Below are 17,529 nucleotides of genomic sequence, written 5' to 3'. Positions count from 1 at the left end.
TAGAAAAATTAAAGTGTGTAAAGTTGAAGAAAAAATTGCAGATGTTCAGGCTAATGCGGAACTAATATTAGGGGAAAATTACAAGCACTAATTTGAACAGATAATTGGACCCTCACAGCCTTATAGAATTGTATATTTTAAATATTCACCATAACTTATTGGAGTCGACTATCAAAAAGGCAATAGTTAGCGTTGATTTTTACTGTGACTTTATGTATGTAAATATTGATGTGGTGGATTGGGGCAAAGATGGCTAAGTTGCAGTTGTGAAGGTTGTAAATCAGTGATGTTAGTTCAGGGTAAGTAATTGCTTCAATAATTAATTATAGTTGTGATTATTCTTTTCTTATCAAACGTAAAACTCTTTGAATGTAAAACCTGAGCTCCTCAACCTTTATTTGCAAGTTTTTTTCTGCCGTTTATCTGTTCAGTTAGAAGTTCGATAGAATAAAAAAATGATGTAAAAATTAACATTTCAGCGTGTTTTTTAACGACTGGAACATGCCTTTAATTTTGTATCTGCTGGTACAATGAGTATTTGTTAAAAAACTGTTGAACCCTGGCTTTTGCTGGGTGTCTGTTTAACTTCTTTTTTATCAGTATCTTACGTTTGGCTGCTCAAGTTTTAGTTATTTTAACTACAATTTTCTATTCTCTAATATGTAAAATATCGACGGTTTGTGTGTTTTGCAGCCTTAAAGCTTGTTTTTAGGTAGTTTTAGGTTCTTTCAATTGTTGACATCGGTCAACAATTTGTGAAATGATGCACTTGGTCTACGCCCTCGATGGTGTAGAAAAAGAAAGATAATAATTAACAATCACAATAGAAAGACAAGCTTAGGCACTGGAAACTAGAGCGTAATTAAGCAAAAATATCCTGTTGTCGATAAGTTAAAGCTTTTTTAATCACTTCAAATTGGTTGGGAACTATGTCCAAGGTAAGTAATAAAACAAAAATCGCTACAGCGCTCATTGGCGCGCTAGCCTTAGCAGGCAGTAACTTAGTGATGGCCGATCCACTTTCTGACGTACAGAAAGCTGATAGCAAAATCCACACTGAAGCTGCAACTTCTCAAAAGAAAGTTGACAAGTATTTTGACCAAGCTCAAGACATGATGTTCGAGTACGGTTCTGTTGTCGATGAGCGTGAATCGCTTAAGTCATACAATGACTACGTAGCAGGATTGGTTGCAGACCAACAAGCTACCATCAACTCAATTCAAGGTGACATCAACGGTGTTGATGCACTACGTCAAGGTGTTGTGCCATTGATGTTTAAAATGGTTGACGCACTAGAGCAGTTTGTTGCGCTAGATCTTCCATTTAACACTGAAACACGTGTTGCACGTGTTGAAAATCTTAAAGTGCTTCTTAACAGTGCTGAAGTAACACTAGCAGAAAAGTATCGTCTAATTCTTGATGCTTACTCAATTGAACGTGAGTACGGTACGACTTTGTCAGTTAAATCTGGCCAATTAGAGTTAGATGGTAAAAACGTACTTGTAGACTTCTTCAACTTCGGTCGTGTATCTCTATATGCAATGAGCTTGGACCAAAAGTCAGCTTGGATGTTTAACGAAGAAACTAAAGCTTGGGATTCACTAGAAGATACTCATCTACGTGAACTAACCAAAGGCATCCGTATTGCTCGTAAACAGGGTGCTCCTGATCTATTCTCGTTACCAATTCCTGCTGCGGAGGCTGCACAATAATGAAGAAGTTACTTACTACAGCAATCGTTGCTGCAAGCCTGTCACTAACTGCTGGTTTTGCAACTGCTGCCGATGCACCAAAATCTATCGACCAACTACTTAATCAAGTTAAAGTTGACCGTGAGAATGCATCAAAAGTTAATGCTAAACGTGAGCAAGAATTTAAAAATGAGCGTGGCGATAAAGCTGCTTTACTAAAGCGTGAGAAAAATGCTTTAGCTGCTGAGCGTCAACGTGGTAAAGATTTAAACCAAGCGTTTTTAGACAACGAGCGTAAAATTGCTCAGTTAGAAGAAGACCTAAAAACAGCTCAAGGTGACTTGGGTGAAATGTTCGGTGTTGTTAAAGGTGATGCTGGTGATTTCGCTGGTAAACTAGCTGGCTCAAACATCTCTGCTCAGTACCCTGGCCGTGATGTATTTATTGCTGACCTTGGTGCTCGCAAGCAACTACCAAAAATTGATGAACTAGAGCGTTTCTGGGAAGAGCAGCTGTTTGAAATGGCTGAATCTGGAAAGGTTGTTACTTTTGACGGTTCTGTAACTTCAATTGACGGTAGTGTTCATAATACAAAGGTTACTCGTATTGGTGCATACAACCTGATTGCCGATGGCAAATACATGGTATACAACGCTGACCTTAACATCATCCAAGAGCTTTCACAGCAACCTGGTAGTTACCAAGTTAAGTCTGCTGCCGCTTTTGAAAACGTAACATCTGGTACTGCTAGTGTTTATGTTGACCCTGTTCGCGGTGTGTTACTAAACATCTTTACGCAAAAAGCAACAATCGAAGAGCGTATTGAAGCGGGTGGTACAATCGGTTACATCATTATCGGTCTACTTATTCTTGGTGCGTTAATTTCATTAGAGCGCTTAATCACACTTGGTGTTGTTGGTGCAAAAGTTAACTCGCAACGTAAGAATGTTGAAAAACCAGGTAATAACGCATTAGGTCGTGTACTTAACGCTTATCAAGAAAACAAAGACGTTGATGTTGAAACTCTTGAACTTAAACTTGATGAAGCAATTTTGAAAGAAACACCTGCGCTAGAAGCTCGTATTTCAATCATTAAAGTATTAGCCGCTATTGCACCTATGATGGGTCTTCTAGGTACTGTAACCGGTATGATTGCAACGTTCCAAAGTATCCAACTGTTCGGTACCGGTGATCCTAAGCTAATGGCTGGTGGTATTTCTATGGCATTGATGACAACTGTACAAGGTCTAGTTGCTGCTCTACCGCTTATGTTGTTGCATGCAATTGTTAGTACACGTAGCAAGTCAATCGTACAGGTTCTTGAAGAGCAAAGTGCAGGCATTGTTGCTACACACGCTGAGAAGAGGAAAGCCTAATGTTATTCCTGATGGATATCTGGGATTCCGTCAGGGGCTTCATGGCCGCTGGAGGTAACGTCCTCTGGTTAGTGGCTGCCGTATTGTTTGTTATGTGGGTATTGATGCTTGAACGTTACTGGTATCTAAACTGGATATCACCAAAGAAACACAACGTAATCATTACCGCATGGCAAGCTCGAGAGGATTCAACCTCTTGGTACGCTCACCGCATCCGTGAAGCTTGGGTATCCCAAGCGAAGCAAGAGTTAACTGCTCGAATGCTGTTAATCAAAACACTAGTAGCAATCTGTCCGATGATAGGCCTACTAGGTACCGTAACCGGTATGATTTCAGTATTCGATGTGATGGCAGTTCATGGTACGAGTAATGCTCGTATGATGGCCGCTGGTATTTCAATGGCGACCATGCCGACTATGGCCGGAATGGTAGCCGCGTTATCTGGAGTATTCTTTAGTACTCGTCTTGACGCAAAAATGAAATTAAGTTTAGCCAAGCTAAACGACAGCATGCCGCACCACTAGAGAGAGATTGAATATGGCACGTAGAAAGCATTCAAGTGTAGAAGAAGAAGCTCAGATTGATATGACCCCGATGCTCGACATCGTGTTCATCTTGCTTATCTTCTTTATTGTAACAACTTCGTTTGTAAAGCCTTCTGGTCTTGACTATAACAAGCCAGAAGCCTCACAAGCGACTAAGAAGCCTTCAGCTAACATCTTTATTGGTGTCAGCAAAACGGGTGTCATCATGATGGAAAACCGTCAAGTTGATGTAGAACGTATCACTGCAAACGTAGAACGTATGCTTGCAGAAGCTCCTGAAGCAGCAGTGTTAATTCAGGCCGACCAAGAAGCGAAACATGGCTTAGTGGTTAAGGTTATGGATAACGTTAAAGCGGCCGGTGTCGATAAGATATCTGTGTCGGCGGGAGACGAGTAATATGCTGAGAGGAATAGTATCATTCATCATTGGTGGTGCTGTGACTTTTGCTTTGTTTGTTTTCATGGCGTTTTTGGTAGGTGGCGGTCCAACCCGCCACGAAGCCTCGACAGAAACACCTGTCATTGAAATTACCATGAACAAAGATGATGCATCAGCGCAGAAAAAACCGAGGGTTAAGCCTAAACCGCCTAAGCCGCCAGAGCAGCCGCCAAAACCGGATGTAACACCGCCTGACAGTTCATCTGACATTAATACAAATATGTCATTTAACATGGGTGGAGTCGCAGCGGGTGGAGCTAGCACCGGATTTAAACTGGGTAACATGATGACACGTGATGGCGATGCTACGCCTATCGTGAGAATCGAGCCACAGTATCCAATTGCAGCGGCACGTGATGGTAAAGAAGGTTGGGTTCAACTTAGCTTTACGATTAACAAATTAGGTGGTGTTGAAGACGTAAAAGTTATTCAGTCAAAACCTAAGCGTGTATTTGATAAAGAAGCTCGTCGCGCACTTAAAAAGTGGAAGTACAAGCCAAGAATCATTGACGGTAAAGCACAGAGAGTACCTGGGCAAACAGTCCAGTTAGACTTCACTTTAGCTAAAGGAGATAATTAAGTATGCGTAAAGTTAATGCTATCGCAACTGCTTTAATGTTTTCCCTAGCTGGAAGTTTAGCGATTGCTCCTGCTGTGGCTGCAGACAAAAAATGTGCGATTGATTTACGAAAATCTAAAGCCGTTGGTCAAAGTGCAGCAAAGAAAGTGCAAAAATCTTTTAAAGCGTACACTGAAGGTAATGTTGATGAAGCAATCACAATTTTACTTGAAGCTAACCCTAAAAATGATTTTGATAAAGCTTACATTGCCCGTATGTTGGGTAACTTTTATGCCGAAAAAGGCGAGATGCAAACCGCAGTTAAGTATTTAAAAACTGCAGTTAATGCTGATATCCTTGGTGGTGTAGACCATGCTCAAACTCAACGCCTTTATGCTGATCTTTTGATCCAAGAGAAAAAGTTTAAAGAGTCGATTCCAGCTTATTATAACTGGATGGAGTTTACGTGTAAGAAAGATGCAATGGTTTATCGCCGCATCGGTATTGCACATTCTGAGCTTAAGCAGTGGGATGATGTTCTTAAAGTTGCAGATAAAGGTCTAGCTATATCTGATAAGCCTGATAAAGGCTTGTATCAAATGAAGCTAACTGCTTATTTCAACAAGAAAGAATATAAAAATGCTGTTAAAGTTCTTGAGCAAATGGTGCCATTATTTCAAGACGATAAGCGCTTATGGGTTCAGTTAGCACAGTTTTACTTAATGACTGAAGACTTTACCAAGTCGCTTGCAACATATGACTTAGCTTATAAAAATGGATTTTTGGAAACTGCAGGTAACATTCAACGTTTAGCTCAGTTATTAGCGCAAAGTGGTTCGCCATACCGTGCTTCTCAAATCTACTCTAAGCATATGAAGTCAGGATTGATTAAAGAGGATGAAAAGACTCTTACAATTTTGGCGGGCTTTTACCACAATGCGAAGGAGCTAAAAAACGCTGCTTCAACTTACGGTAAAGCGGCTGCTATAAGCAATGATGGCAAGTTATACTTACGTCAAGGCCGCATTTTGTCTTTAGATGGTGAGAGTAAGTCTGCTGTTACAGCACTAACAAAGGCACTTGATGCTGGTGTTAAGTCACCTGCTGAAGTTCAATTTGAACTTGCCTTGGCTTATCTTGACTTGAAGCAATATAAAAATGCATATAAATATGCCAGTATTGCCGCTAAAGATAAGAAAAAAGGCAAAGCCGCTAAAGGTTACTTGTCTTACATAAAAGAAAAAGCGCGTATTCATAATGTCGCAATTTAACTTTTAAATGTTTATAAAAAGCCTCTATTTTGAGGCTTTTTTTATGCCTAAAATATAGCTTACCAGACAGTTATGGGGGCTTATAGATTGCGTTTATTTAGCTTAAGCAGCATTACTATGCTGTGTGTTGTTACCTTTAACCTAGTGTTTCACTTGGTAACCTTAAGGTTTGATGACTCGCCTCTGGGTGTTACTTGGTTTGTCTAGCGATTAATTTTTACCTAAGTATGAGACGGCGGGCAAAAGGTTTATTAGTGATTATTTTAGGAGGGGGACAGCAAGATTTGTAGCGTTATTTTAGTGTTGTTACCGCTCGGCTGCTTTATCACTAATTTTAACAATTCTAATTATAAATAGAGTTTCATCAGCGCAGTAGCATCGATACAATAGGTATTAAACAGTGATGAGACCAAGTCTTTGTTGAATTAGGCATAGTAAAGCTATTTTTTCAAAAAAAATATAAGTATTGAAGCTGAATAATTAAAGGGCAAACCCAAAAGCAGCGTTACTCGCTTTATGGTAAATATAAAAATATTGCTCAATTAAATTGATAAGAAGGAAAATTAAAATGAATAAAGCGATAGTTGCACTATCAATTGGTATGGCACTTGGTATGTCTGGTTGCAGTGATAACGCCAACACTAAAATAAAAGCAGTTGCAGCACCTCAAGTGGAGGTAAGCCAAGAACAAACGGTAGAGCAGGCGTATCTAGCATTAGTTGAGCAATACTTTAAAGACTTATTAGCGCTTGAGCCTGTTTATGCAACTTTTGTCGGGGTCAATGATTACAATGACCAATTTGGTGATGGCCTCTCTGATAAATATTTGAAGCAGCGTCATGACTTAAATAATAACTACCTTACTCAAGTAAAAAAGCTTGATCGAAACGCACTATCAACGAATTTAAAGCTCAGCTACGACATGTTCACCTATGACCGTAATGTTGCGTTAGCTGATGAAACTTTCCCAAATCATTTCATTCCAATGAATCAGTTTTACAGCACTGTAATTAGTATGGTTCAGCTTGGAAGTGGTGAGAGTGCTCAACCTTTCCAGACTGTCGAAGATTACCGTAATTGGCAAAAACGCTTGCAAGGTTTTATTCTGTGGATGAAGCAAGCACAAGTGCGTATGGATGAAGGGATTGAAAGTAAGGTTGTGTTACCGCGTGTCCTAGTTGACCGTATTATTCCCCAACTTACAGCACAATTGGTAGCAAGCCCTGAAGAGAGTTTGTTCTATACACCCATTAAGTTGCTTCCTGAATCATTTTCAGCAGCAGATAAAGCAGCGCTTACTACTGAATATACTAATTTGATCAGCAATGAGTTATTGCCACAGCTAACAGCGTTACGTGATTATTTTAAAAATACCTATCTAGCGTCGGCACGTGCAACAGACGGTTGGTGGGGGCTGCCCAATGGTAAAGTGTGGTATCAACACCTAGCTAACTCGCATACCACTACCACAATGCCAGTTGATGAAATTCATAACATTGGTCTTGCTGAAGTGGCGCGTATTTTGTCTGAAATGGATAAGGTTCGTAAACAAGTAGGCTTTGAAGGTGATTTAACGGCATTTTTCGACTCGCTATCTTCGGAACCACAATACTCGTTTAAAGAGCGCCAAGAGCTAATAGATGGCTACATGGTTATTAAAGACAAGATTAATCAAGAGTTACCTAAATACTTTAATGTAATGCCTAAAGCCGATTACATTGTGAAGCCAGTTGAGCGTTTTAGAGAGCAGTCAGCTGCAGGTGCATCGTACGAGTCTCCGGCGGTTGACGGTTCACGTCCTGGGGTATTTTATGTTAATACCTTTAATCTTAAAGCGCAGCCTAAGTGGGGAATGACCACTTTATCACTGCATGAAGCAGCACCTGGCCACCATTTCCAAATTGCGATAAAACAAGAGCTAACTGGTGTGCCAGAGTTTCAACGTTTCGGTAATTACACCGCATTTGAAGAAGGCTGGGCGCTATACGCTGAATACTTAGGTATTGAAATGGGACTATTTACCGACCCATACCAGTACTTTGGTAAATTATCTGACGAAATGCTGCGCGCAATGCGGTTAGTGGTTGATACCGGATTACATGCCAAAGGTTGGACTCGTGAGCAAGCTATACAGTATATGGTTGATAACTCGCCACTGGCAAAATCGGACATAATTGCAGAAGTTGAACGTTACATGGCGATCCCAGGGCAGGCTCTGTCTTACAAAGTGGGTCAGCTTAAGATTTTGGCGCTTAGAGCACAAGCTGAAAAAGAGCTGGGTAGTAAATTTGACTTAAAAGCGTTCCATGATCAAATCCTCACCACCGGTTCGCTACCAATGGAAGTCATGGAGCTTAAAGTGAACGATTGGATAGCCTCACAAAAGTAGCGCTATTTATGGTTAAACCCGATTGGGATGTACCTCAAAATATGGTATATACTGGCCGGGTTTATTTTTTGCCAAGTTGGCAAATTTTTATTTAATAGGGGTTACTCCATGGTACAAGCAACAGCAAGACACTTACTCGTTGATACTGAGCAAAAATGTGAAGAACTAAAGCAACAAATCATTAATGGTGCTGACTTTGGTGACGTGGCTAAAGCTAATTCATCTTGCCCATCTTCTGCTCAAGGTGGAGATCTAGGCTCATTTGGACCTGGCATGATGGTTAAAGAGTTTGACGAAGTGGTATTTAGCGCGCCGTTGAACGCAGTTCAAGGCCCAGTTAAAACTCAGTTCGGTTATCACCTGCTTGAAGTAACAAGCCGAGGCTAAACCGCACGGTTTAAATGTACAAAACGGGGTGGCTGTTAAAAAGGATTTTTTCATGCTCGAGCTGTATACCGATAGACTGAGGCTCAGAACGATTGTCTCAAGCGATTGGGATGACTTTTTGTATATGAGTTCAAGTAAAGAACTGAACCAATATATTCGAGTTCCTCAGGCCGTGTCAGTTATACGTCAAAAGTTTGAGTTGGCCCTCACCCCTAATAGCCTTAAAGAAGACCAACGGTTAACTTTGGTTATTGAAAGCGTACATAGTGCACGGTTTGTCGGCCTGGCAAGCGTGCACAATGTCAGTGAAACCCTTGGACAATTGGAAGTCGGCTATATGCTGCATAATAATGCCCAAGGTAAAGGTTATGCAACAGAAGCTTTAAGAGCCTTGATTGATTGGGCCTCTATTTGTCATCGACCACATAAGTTTATTGCTCACTGTGCCGATTTGAATATTGCATCAACAAAAGTGCTCGAAAAATGTGGTTTTTTGCAAGAAGGTTTATTACGACATAATTGGAAAGTGGGTGCAACATGGCTAGACGAACGTTTTTATGGCCTTATGGGGCCTACAAGTGTTTAACTGGTAGATAAAGCGTGCACGTTGTTTCTGATTTGAGTGTTATAATGCAAACAGTTTAGTAAATTAAAGGCGAATACAAGTGAGTTCAGACACTCCAACGCTGACCCTTAAGTCAGGCGAAGAATACATCGAGTTGTACAAAGTCCTAAAAGTACAAGGAATGATTAGTGCTGGCGGCGAAGCTAAGCATATTATTTCAGAAGGCAAAGTCACGGTTAACGGTGAAGTTGAAACCCGTAAACGTAAAAAAGTCATTGCAGGCGAAATAGTCAGCTTTAACGGCGAGTCAGTGCAAATCATTGCCGAATCTTAAGTAAGCAATTAGAGGATTAATATGCAGTTTCCAGATGATGATAACGGCAAAATGCTTCAAGCTATGGCCGACGCAGGTATCGATTTATCAGTTGCACTAGATGTTGATTTCTTTTTAGTTTTCGACGACCAACGCGATGCAGAATCAGCGCTTGAAGAGTTAGGCAATTCAGATCTAGACGGCGAGATTGAGCTTCTATTAAATGATGACTCAGGCAAGTGGGAACTTATTGTGTGCCTAAACATGGTGCCTGACTACGATACCATCGTAGAGCAAGAACTCAACTTACATGAGTTTGCTCAAGAGTTTGGCGGAGCAACTGACGGCTGGGGCGTGATGCAGCATCAAGAAGGTGACGACGACTTCGCTGATGATGAGCATGAATGCGGTGCTGACTGCAAACACTAGTCTGTCTAGTCCTACAATAGGTTGACAGTTTTTATTAAGCCACTTATTACAAGTGGCTTTTTTGTACCTGATTAGCATCGGTAGTTAAGTTTGACAATAAATTATGCCACCCCAAAGCTATAACTCTGGTTGAAGACAATAGTTTGTATCAATCGCACATTTTTCAATGTTGAGGGGAATTAGATAAACACCCCAAGCTTAACTTTGTCGTGGGTTTTGTTGCATGTAGCTATCTGGCAAAGTGCAGGGGAGCTAGCGCGTTCAAGTCATTATTTGGTTGAGAATATCGTTTAACTTCAGAGGTAACAGTATTTTCGTCAATGGGCTTTTACATTGGACCACTATTATTGTAACTTTCTCTCACACTATAACCTCATAAATCCTTTGTATTTTAACTGTAAACCCCGTCTAATAACGGCACTTTAATCATCAAGCTATAACCTAAATGACAATTGAATTAACCATACAATTAATAAGTCTATTATTTTTCGTCGCAGTACTCGCCGGATTTATTGATGCAATTGCCGGCGGAGGTGGGTTACTAACTATTCCGGCACTATTATGGGTCGGACTTCCCCCTACTGCAGCCTTAGCAACCAATAAGCTACAGTCTTGTGGTGGCAGTTTTTTTGCCAGCATGTACTTTGTTCGTCGAGGTTTGGTTAGTTTAGCAGACATGAAATTCAGTATTTTTTGCGCTTTTGCAGGGGCCGCATTGGGAACGGTTGCCGTACAGTTAATCAATACCGAATTTTTAGAAGTGATGCTACCGTTTCTTATTTTAGGTATCGGTGCATACTTTTTGTTTTCTAAGCAAATCAATGAACAAGATAAGCACCAGTTGATCACCCCAATGGTATTTGCGTTTACGGCTGCATTGAGTATAGGTTTCTATGATGGTTTTTTTGGTCCCGGAACGGGGAGTTTTTTTGCTCTAGCATTTGTGTCGCTAGCAGGTTTTGGGCTGGCTAAAGCCACTGCTCATGCCAAGGTGCTCAACTTTTCAACCAATATAGCTTCTCTGATATTTTTTGCGCTTGGTGGTAAAGTATTCTGGCTACTGGGCGGCGTCATGTTAGTTGGCCAAGCGTTAGGGGCAACGCTTGGGTCGCGCCTTGTTGTAACTAAAGGCAGTAAAATTATTAAGCCTTTAGTGGTTGTGATGTCTATTGCGATGAGTGTTAAATTATTGGCCGACCAATACGGCTTTATATCCTAGTCCTACATATTTGCGATCAGTTTGATTGGTCGCAGTGATTTCTTGCTATAAGCCGTTTAACACCACTATTGAGCAAGGGTAAATATCTATGTTTATTGCCTATTGTGGCTACATTTCTTACTATAACTGCATTCGATACGTCCGTATCTTCCCCATTGTTTAACGAGACATAATGAAATTTATCCACACATCGGACTGGCATATCGGCCGGCAATTACATAACCATTCTTTACTTGAAGATCAGCGCCATGTGTTACTGCAAATTATCGACATCGCCAAAGAGCAAGATGTTGATGCAGTGATCATCGCCGGCGATATTTATGACCGCTCAGTTCCACCGGCCAACGCCGTTGCATTATTGGATGAAGTACTCAATACACTTGTTAATGAACTCAATATCACGGTGATTATGATCGCCGGTAACCACGACGGACATGAGCGTTTAGGCTTTGGCTCCAGACAGATGCAAGACAGTGGTTTGCATATTATTGGCCCGTTAACACGTGAACTTAACCCTATTACGCTTAAAGGTAAGCAGGGGAGTGCAGTGTTTTACGGTTTACCCTATGCCGACCCAGCCACAGTGCGACATGTGTTTGACTGTGAAGCCAGTACTCACGAAGAGGCAATGCAAACTCTGCTTGAGCAAGTCAATCAACATGATGCCGAAAGTTTACCCAAAGTGGTCATTAGCCACTGCTTTTTAGATGGTGGTACTGAGTCGGATTCTGAGCGGCCAATTAGTATTGGTGGCGCCGATAAAATATCGCCTAGTCTTTTTGCTTCATACCACTATACCGCGCTTGGGCACTTGCATGGACCACAGCAAAAAGGGGGTGAACAGGTACGTTATTCAGGTTCGCCATTAAAGTACTCATTTAGCGAGCAGCATCAAAAGAAGTCGGTCACCTTAGTTGAGTTTGACTGCAGTGGTAAAGTGGATGTGAGTTTAATGCCTCTCATTGCTCAACGTGATGTGCGCATTATTGAAGGAGAGTTAGCCGCAATACTACTGGCCGGACAAACCGACCCTCAGCGAGAAGATTACCTTATGGTAAGGCTACTTGATAAGCACGCCATTTTGGATGCCATGGGTAAGTTACGCGCAGTTTATCCTAATGTTCTGCATCTTGAACGTACGGGATTAATGGCACAAACACGGCAAATAGATCTTGAAAAAGATCATATTAAAAAAGGTGAGCTAGAGATGTTTAACGACTTTTTCTCCCAAGTTTATGGCGAGCCACTATCCGAGCAGCAACAAAATACAATAGTGCAAACCATTGACGCTTTACATAAAGGGGAGCAGTCATGAGACCGATAAAATTAAGCATGGCCGCATTTGGCCCCTTTAGTGGCCAACAAGAAACCGACTTTGAAGCGCTAGGTCAGCACCCTCTTTTTTTAATCAATGGACCGACAGGCGCAGGCAAGACCACCTTGCTCGATGCTATGTGTTTTGCCCTCTATGGTAAAACCACAGGTGACGAGCGTGAAGGAAGTCAGATGCGGTGCGACAACGCGCAGGACAATTTGCTGACCGAAGTGACCTTTTCCTTTGCCTTAGCTGACAACCAATACCGCATTCGCCGCGTACCAGAGCAGCAACGTGCTAAAAAAAGTGGCGACGGTTACACAGTCCAAAAGCCCGAGGCGCAACTTTTTAAAATTGCACCAGACGGCACCGAGCATTTATTAGTCGCGAGCAAAGTGTCTGAAGCCACGTCTGAAATTGAGCAATTAACTGGGCTGGACGCTGATCAGTTTAGGCAAGTGATGGTGTTGCCTCAAGGTAAGTTTCGTGAGCTGTTGATGGCAGACTCAAAAGACAGAGAGAAAATATTTAGTCAACTGTTTCAAACTCAAATCTACCGAAGAATTGAAGACAAATTAAAGTATCAAGCACAAGCGATTAAAAGCGCAGTACGTGACCACCGTAATAAACGCGACGGTATGCTACACAACGTTGCCCTTGAGTCGGATGAAGCCTTATCCACTCAATTAGCAGAGCTAGCGCCACAATTAGCCGCATCGTTAGCGGCCAAAGAGCAGGCAAAAAGCGCGTTAATTGACATCAACAAGCAATTTGAAACTGCAAAGCTATTAATGCGTGACTTTGATGCCCTTGATAAGTTTAACCATACCGCTGCGGCATTAATGCAACAAAAGCCAGTGATAGACCAGCGTCAGCTGCAGCTCGAACGTGGCCAAAAAGCGCAACAACTTAAGCCCATACTCGATGTATCATTAGCTCGAGAGTCTGAGTTAGTACAAGCCGCAGCTGCCGTCACTAAAGCGCAAGCAGATAAACAGCGCAGTGAGCAGGTATTGGCATCAAGCTTAAGTGAATTTAACCAGCTAGCTGACTTTGAGCTTAAATCGCAGCAAATACAAAATGAGCAGCAGCAACTCACTCAACTAGTGCCACAGCTTCAGGGGCTTGACCGTTTACAAGCGGAGCTGACTCTTGCCCGAACTAAGCGAGAGCAAGCTAAACAAAAAGGGATTAACGCTAAAGGCGTGTTAGATACGCTATTAGCTGATAAAACGGCTGCACAAGAGCAAGTACCGCAATTAGAGCTCATTGCCAACGAACTCGTGGATGCGCAGCAAGCACTAACCGCACAAACTGAACTTATTGAGCGTTTTCAGCAGTGGCAAAAAGGGCAAACAGAGGTTAGTCAAACTCAAACTGCTTTAGCTGATGCAAAAAACCAAGGTTTGCAGCTAAAAACGACTTTTGACAAGGCAAGAGAACACCATCAACAATTGCAACTGGTTTGGCACCGTGGCCAGGCTGCGATGTTGGCGCAAAAATTAACTCAAGGGCAGCCTTGCCCTGTATGTGGTAGTGCTGAACACCCAAATCCAGCGCAAAGCGAACAGCAACTGCCGAGCGAAGAGCAACTACAGCAAGCGCAGCAAGCTGAAGAACAAGCAAACGAAGCATTAACACAAGCGCGAACTCGGTATTCAGGGTTAAGCACCAAGTTGCAAGAACAGCTCAAATCAGTGACCGAACTCAAGTTGAGTATCGAACTTAAAATTGGTGATTTTGCGGCTTTAACACTCGAGGTACTACAATCCCAGCAGCGCACGCTCACACAACAAGTTAATCAGGCTAATCATGCTTCTAAGCAATTGGTCTCACTACGAGCACAATTGCAGGCTTGGCAAGTGAACGAGCAAGGGCTGCGCAGTAGCCTTGAAGCTGAGCGTGACCTTTATCGAGACGTCGACACCAAAGTGGCGTCACTTGAAGGGCAACTTGCACAAATTTTGGCAGCAATACCAGAACAATATCGTAGTTTGGATACGCTTAACAATGCACTTGGCGAGTTGAAACAACAACTTGCAGCCGTGCAGCAACGTATAACAGCTATTCGTGAGTCACATACTCAAGCGCTTGAGCAAGATGCTGCTTGTGCAGCAAGCTTAACCAGTTCGCAAGAGAGTCAAACAAAGGCGGCCACGTTAAATGATAAGGCGCAGGCTGAACTGACAGCTCATTTGTCGGGATCCGGTTTTAATGATAAACCAGCGCTAACACAAGCGTTGCTCTCGGAGGCTGAGTTAAAGGCCATAACCGCTGAAGTGAACCAATATCAACAAGATTGCGTAGCCAATCAAGCTAACTTGGCGCAATTAAAAGATAAACTCCAGCAACAAACTAAGCCTGAACTCCATCAGCTAGAGGCTCGTTTGCTGCAAACTCAAACTGAGCAACAACAAGCAGAGCAGCAGTGGCAAAGCATACAAGGACGGGTCACACAGCTGCAAGAAACTCAGCAGCAGCTTGATGACGCCGACGCTAAAGCTAAATTACTTGAAGATGAATATGCGGTAGTTGGCACGTTAGCGGACGTTGCTAACGGTCAAACGGGTAATAAAGTCAGCTTACAACGTTTTGTACTTAGTGTATTACTCGATGATGTATTGCTTGAAGCCAGTGAGCGTTTACAGTTAATGAGCAAAGGCCGTTACCGGCTTATTCGTAAAGAAGACCGTGCAAAAGGCAATAAGGCTTCAGGTCTTGAGCTTGAGGTTGAAGATGCCTATACGTCAAAAGTACGACCTGTGGCAACGTTAAGTGGCGGTGAAAGCTTTATGGCCGCTTTATCTATGGCGTTAGGTTTATCGGATGTTGTGCAAGCGTATGCGGGCGGAATCAAGCTCGATACCTTATTTATTGATGAAGGCTTTGGTAGCTTAGATCAAGATTCGCTAGATTTGGCCGTGCGAACTTTGATGGATCTGCAGTCGGCAGGGCGCATGATTGGCGTCATCTCCCACGTCTCCGAAATGAAAGAACAAATTGGTACTCGAATTGATATCAACAAGAGTGCACAGGGTAGTGAAATATCGATTGTATTGCCATAACGACACTTTAACGTTTATTGATGCGGCTTAAAATGTTTTGGCCGCTTACCGTGAGTCATGTTTTTCGTTAAATCGATTAAATATTCGCTTATGTTCAAGTGAAGAGCATAAGCGAATCCTTTAAACTTTAGTGTTATTTATAATTTTAAACTGGCGATTAAATTAGCTTAAAGAACTATTTTTTACCGTAAAAGCGTTTGTAAAAGGGCAACGACTATTATAAATTGAGAATTAGCCTTCATTAATGGACGGCATTAAGCGCGAATGAAACAAATAATAATTCAAGGTTGGACTTAGGTTGCAGTCAGGTAAAAAATCTCTTTTTAAAATGTCGATAATTCGTTTCGCCGCTCTGCCGTCGTTTCAGCGAAAAATATTAATGGGCTCTGTTTTGTTATTTGGTGCAGCTTTATTGCTCCCACAAAATCAACAGCACTTACCACAGCGCATTCCTGTTGAGTTAGATACCGCAGCGCTGATGTCACAGTCAAGTTCAGTTTCTTTTGATCCGCTACCAAATGATGCGCCAAGCTTTGATAAGGTCATTGTAAAAGGTGACACCTTAAGTGGCTTGTTTGAGCGTGGCGGAGTTGATCAGCAAACAATGTACAAAGTGTTAGAAGCGGATTTAAACGTACTAGCTCTGGATACTTTGCAGCCAGGTAACCATATTCAATTTTGGCTAAACAATGCTAATGAGCTGGAAAAATTAACTCTTTATTTTAGTGCGGCTAGGCAAGTTACCTATACGCGTTTTGATGACGGTTCGTTTAATGTTGATGAAGTAAACGTTGAAGGCATTTGGCGCAATAGAAGTGTCGTCGGCGAGATCAGCGGCTCATTTTATCTGTCAGCAAAGAAAATAGGGCTTAATGCTGCTCAGATCCAGCGCGTAGAATCGTTATTAAAAGAAAAGCTCAATTTTGCGCGTGATTTACGAGCTGGTGACAAGTTCTCTGTATTAATCAACGATCAGTTTATTGATGGAACTGCAACGGGTTCTAGCGAAATCTTGGGGGTTACAATTGATCGTGGCCGAAGCAGTATTAATGCTTATCAGTTCACAGATGGTAACTTTTATGACGAGCAAGGCCGCAGTTTAGCTAGAGCTTTTCAGCGCATTCCATTGGCGCGTAATTACCGCATTTCATCACGGTTTAATCCGCACCGTCATCATCCTGTAACAGGGCGTACATCGCCGCACAATGGTACCGACTTTGCTACACCAATAGGCACTAAAATTATTGCGCCCGGTGATGGTGTGGTTTCATTGGTTACCGATCATCGTTTTGCGGGTAAATACGTGGTTATCGACCACGGTAATAAGTACCGTACTCGCTATTTGCACTTATCTAAGTCATTAGTTCATAAAGGTCAGCGAGTGTCTCGTGGGCAAGTAATAGCTTTATCTGGTAATACCGGCAGGATCACAGGGCCACATTTACACTATGAATTTCATATCAACGGTCGTGCCGTAAACCCGATGAAAGCCAAAATCCCCATGGCAAGCCAGTTATCAGCACAACAAATGGCTGACTTTGAGCGCATAGTGCGGGTAAGAAAAATGATGATGGGGCATGTTTAAGGGCTTAAGTTGCCATAAACAGCGGGAGCTCTAGCGAAACATTCAAAAAGCCATCATTTGATGGCTTTTTAGTTTTTTGATGAACACTATTAACGCGTTGGTGTCGTTATGCCTGTTTTTTCATGGCACATAAACATGCTTTTCCGCGCAGTGCAGGGCATCTTTTACAGGGAGTAGCCTTGTAAGGCTTAGGCTGGCTACCGCAGTGGCAAAAGTTTAATGGCGTTATTAAATTAACTGGTGCGAAAGCATCGTTGTCATTAGCGCTATGCAGGGGTTTATAAGTCACAGTATCGCAGCATATGGGGCTGCAGTTAGCGAGTTTAGTGCGGTACTTTATAATTTTATGTTGGTATTTGATAATTTTCGCGGCGCACTTTT

At 42.1% G+C, this 17,529-nt stretch carries 15 protein-coding genes; all 15 read left to right on the top strand.

Annotated elements, in window-relative coordinates:
* Window positions 1-929: 929 nt before the first annotated feature.
* The 15 genes from RGE70_RS12050 (at window position 930) to RGE70_RS11980 (ending at window position 17,148) form a co-directional block, all read left to right on the top strand.
* Window positions 930-1,712 carry a DUF3450 domain-containing protein gene (locus RGE70_RS12050; RefSeq protein WP_310471695.1) on the top strand — a complete coding sequence of 261 codons (783 nt, stop codon included), beginning with the start codon at window positions 930-932 and terminating at the stop codon, window positions 1,710-1,712.
* A complete protein-coding gene (locus RGE70_RS12045) occupies window positions 1,712-3,067 on the top strand; it encodes a MotA/TolQ/ExbB proton channel family protein (RefSeq protein ID WP_310471694.1) in 1,356 nt (451 codons plus the stop codon). The genes RGE70_RS12050 and RGE70_RS12045 overlap by 1 nt, the downstream gene beginning before the upstream one ends.
* Entirely contained in the window at window positions 3,067-3,591 is a 525-nt protein-coding gene (locus tag RGE70_RS12040; protein ID WP_310471693.1) for a MotA/TolQ/ExbB proton channel family protein, read from the top strand. Before RGE70_RS12045 ends, RGE70_RS12040 begins: the two co-directional genes overlap by 1 nt.
* Window positions 3,592-3,604: 13 nt before the next feature.
* Complete coding sequence (locus RGE70_RS12035; protein ID WP_310471692.1) at window positions 3,605-4,009, top strand: ExbD/TolR family protein; 405 nt, start codon at window positions 3,605-3,607, stop codon at window positions 4,007-4,009.
* A gap of 1 nt (window position 4,010) precedes the next feature.
* On the top strand, window positions 4,011-4,631 hold the full coding sequence (locus RGE70_RS12030) for an energy transducer TonB (RefSeq protein WP_310471691.1): 621 nt from the start codon (window positions 4,011-4,013) through the stop codon (window positions 4,629-4,631).
* Window positions 4,632-4,633: 2 nt separating this feature from the next.
* Complete coding sequence (locus RGE70_RS12025; protein WP_310471690.1) at window positions 4,634-5,881, top strand: tetratricopeptide repeat protein; 1,248 nt, start codon at window positions 4,634-4,636, stop codon at window positions 5,879-5,881.
* Between the two features lie 568 nt (window positions 5,882-6,449).
* Window positions 6,450-8,270 (top strand): DUF885 domain-containing protein, encoded by a 1,821-nt coding sequence (locus RGE70_RS12020; protein ID WP_310471689.1) that lies wholly within the window; start codon window positions 6,450-6,452, stop codon window positions 8,268-8,270.
* A 108-nt stretch (window positions 8,271-8,378) separates the two neighbouring features.
* On the top strand, window positions 8,379-8,657 hold the full coding sequence (locus tag RGE70_RS12015; RefSeq protein WP_310471688.1) for a peptidylprolyl isomerase: 279 nt from the start codon (window positions 8,379-8,381) through the stop codon (window positions 8,655-8,657).
* A gap of 52 nt (window positions 8,658-8,709) precedes the next feature.
* The gene (locus tag RGE70_RS12010) at window positions 8,710-9,243 is read left to right on the top strand and encodes a GNAT family N-acetyltransferase (protein WP_310471687.1); all 534 of its coding nucleotides are present in this window, start codon (window positions 8,710-8,712) and stop codon (window positions 9,241-9,243) included.
* 79 nt (window positions 9,244-9,322) lie between these two features.
* On the top strand, window positions 9,323-9,556 hold the full coding sequence (locus RGE70_RS12005) for an RNA-binding S4 domain-containing protein (RefSeq protein WP_310471686.1): 234 nt from the start codon (window positions 9,323-9,325) through the stop codon (window positions 9,554-9,556).
* Between the two features lie 21 nt (window positions 9,557-9,577).
* On the top strand, window positions 9,578-9,964 hold the full coding sequence (locus RGE70_RS12000) for a ribonuclease E inhibitor RraB (protein ID WP_310471685.1): 387 nt from the start codon (window positions 9,578-9,580) through the stop codon (window positions 9,962-9,964).
* A 445-nt stretch (window positions 9,965-10,409) separates the two neighbouring features.
* Window positions 10,410-11,183: a TSUP family transporter gene (locus RGE70_RS11995; protein ID WP_310471684.1), complete on the top strand. Its 774-nt coding sequence runs from the start codon at window positions 10,410-10,412 to the stop codon at window positions 11,181-11,183.
* A gap of 172 nt (window positions 11,184-11,355) precedes the next feature.
* The gene (locus tag RGE70_RS11990) at window positions 11,356-12,498 is read left to right on the top strand and encodes an exonuclease SbcCD subunit D (protein ID WP_310471683.1); all 1,143 of its coding nucleotides are present in this window, start codon (window positions 11,356-11,358) and stop codon (window positions 12,496-12,498) included.
* On the top strand, window positions 12,495-15,563 hold the full coding sequence (locus tag RGE70_RS11985) for an AAA family ATPase (RefSeq protein ID WP_310471682.1): 3,069 nt from the start codon (window positions 12,495-12,497) through the stop codon (window positions 15,561-15,563). The genes RGE70_RS11990 and RGE70_RS11985 overlap by 4 nt, the downstream gene beginning before the upstream one ends.
* A 298-nt stretch (window positions 15,564-15,861) precedes the next feature.
* A complete protein-coding gene (locus RGE70_RS11980) occupies window positions 15,862-17,148 on the top strand; it encodes a peptidoglycan DD-metalloendopeptidase family protein (RefSeq protein ID WP_375087853.1) in 1,287 nt (428 codons plus the stop codon).
* The last annotated feature ends 381 nt before the right edge of the window (window positions 17,149-17,529 follow it).

The sequence above is a fragment of the Shewanella youngdeokensis genome (assembly GCF_033180165.1).
Lineage (GTDB): Bacteria > Pseudomonadota > Gammaproteobacteria > Enterobacterales > Shewanellaceae > Shewanella > Shewanella youngdeokensis.
The sequence above is the reverse complement of the archived record's forward strand: the minus strand, read 5'-3'. Positions and strand labels throughout refer to the sequence as shown.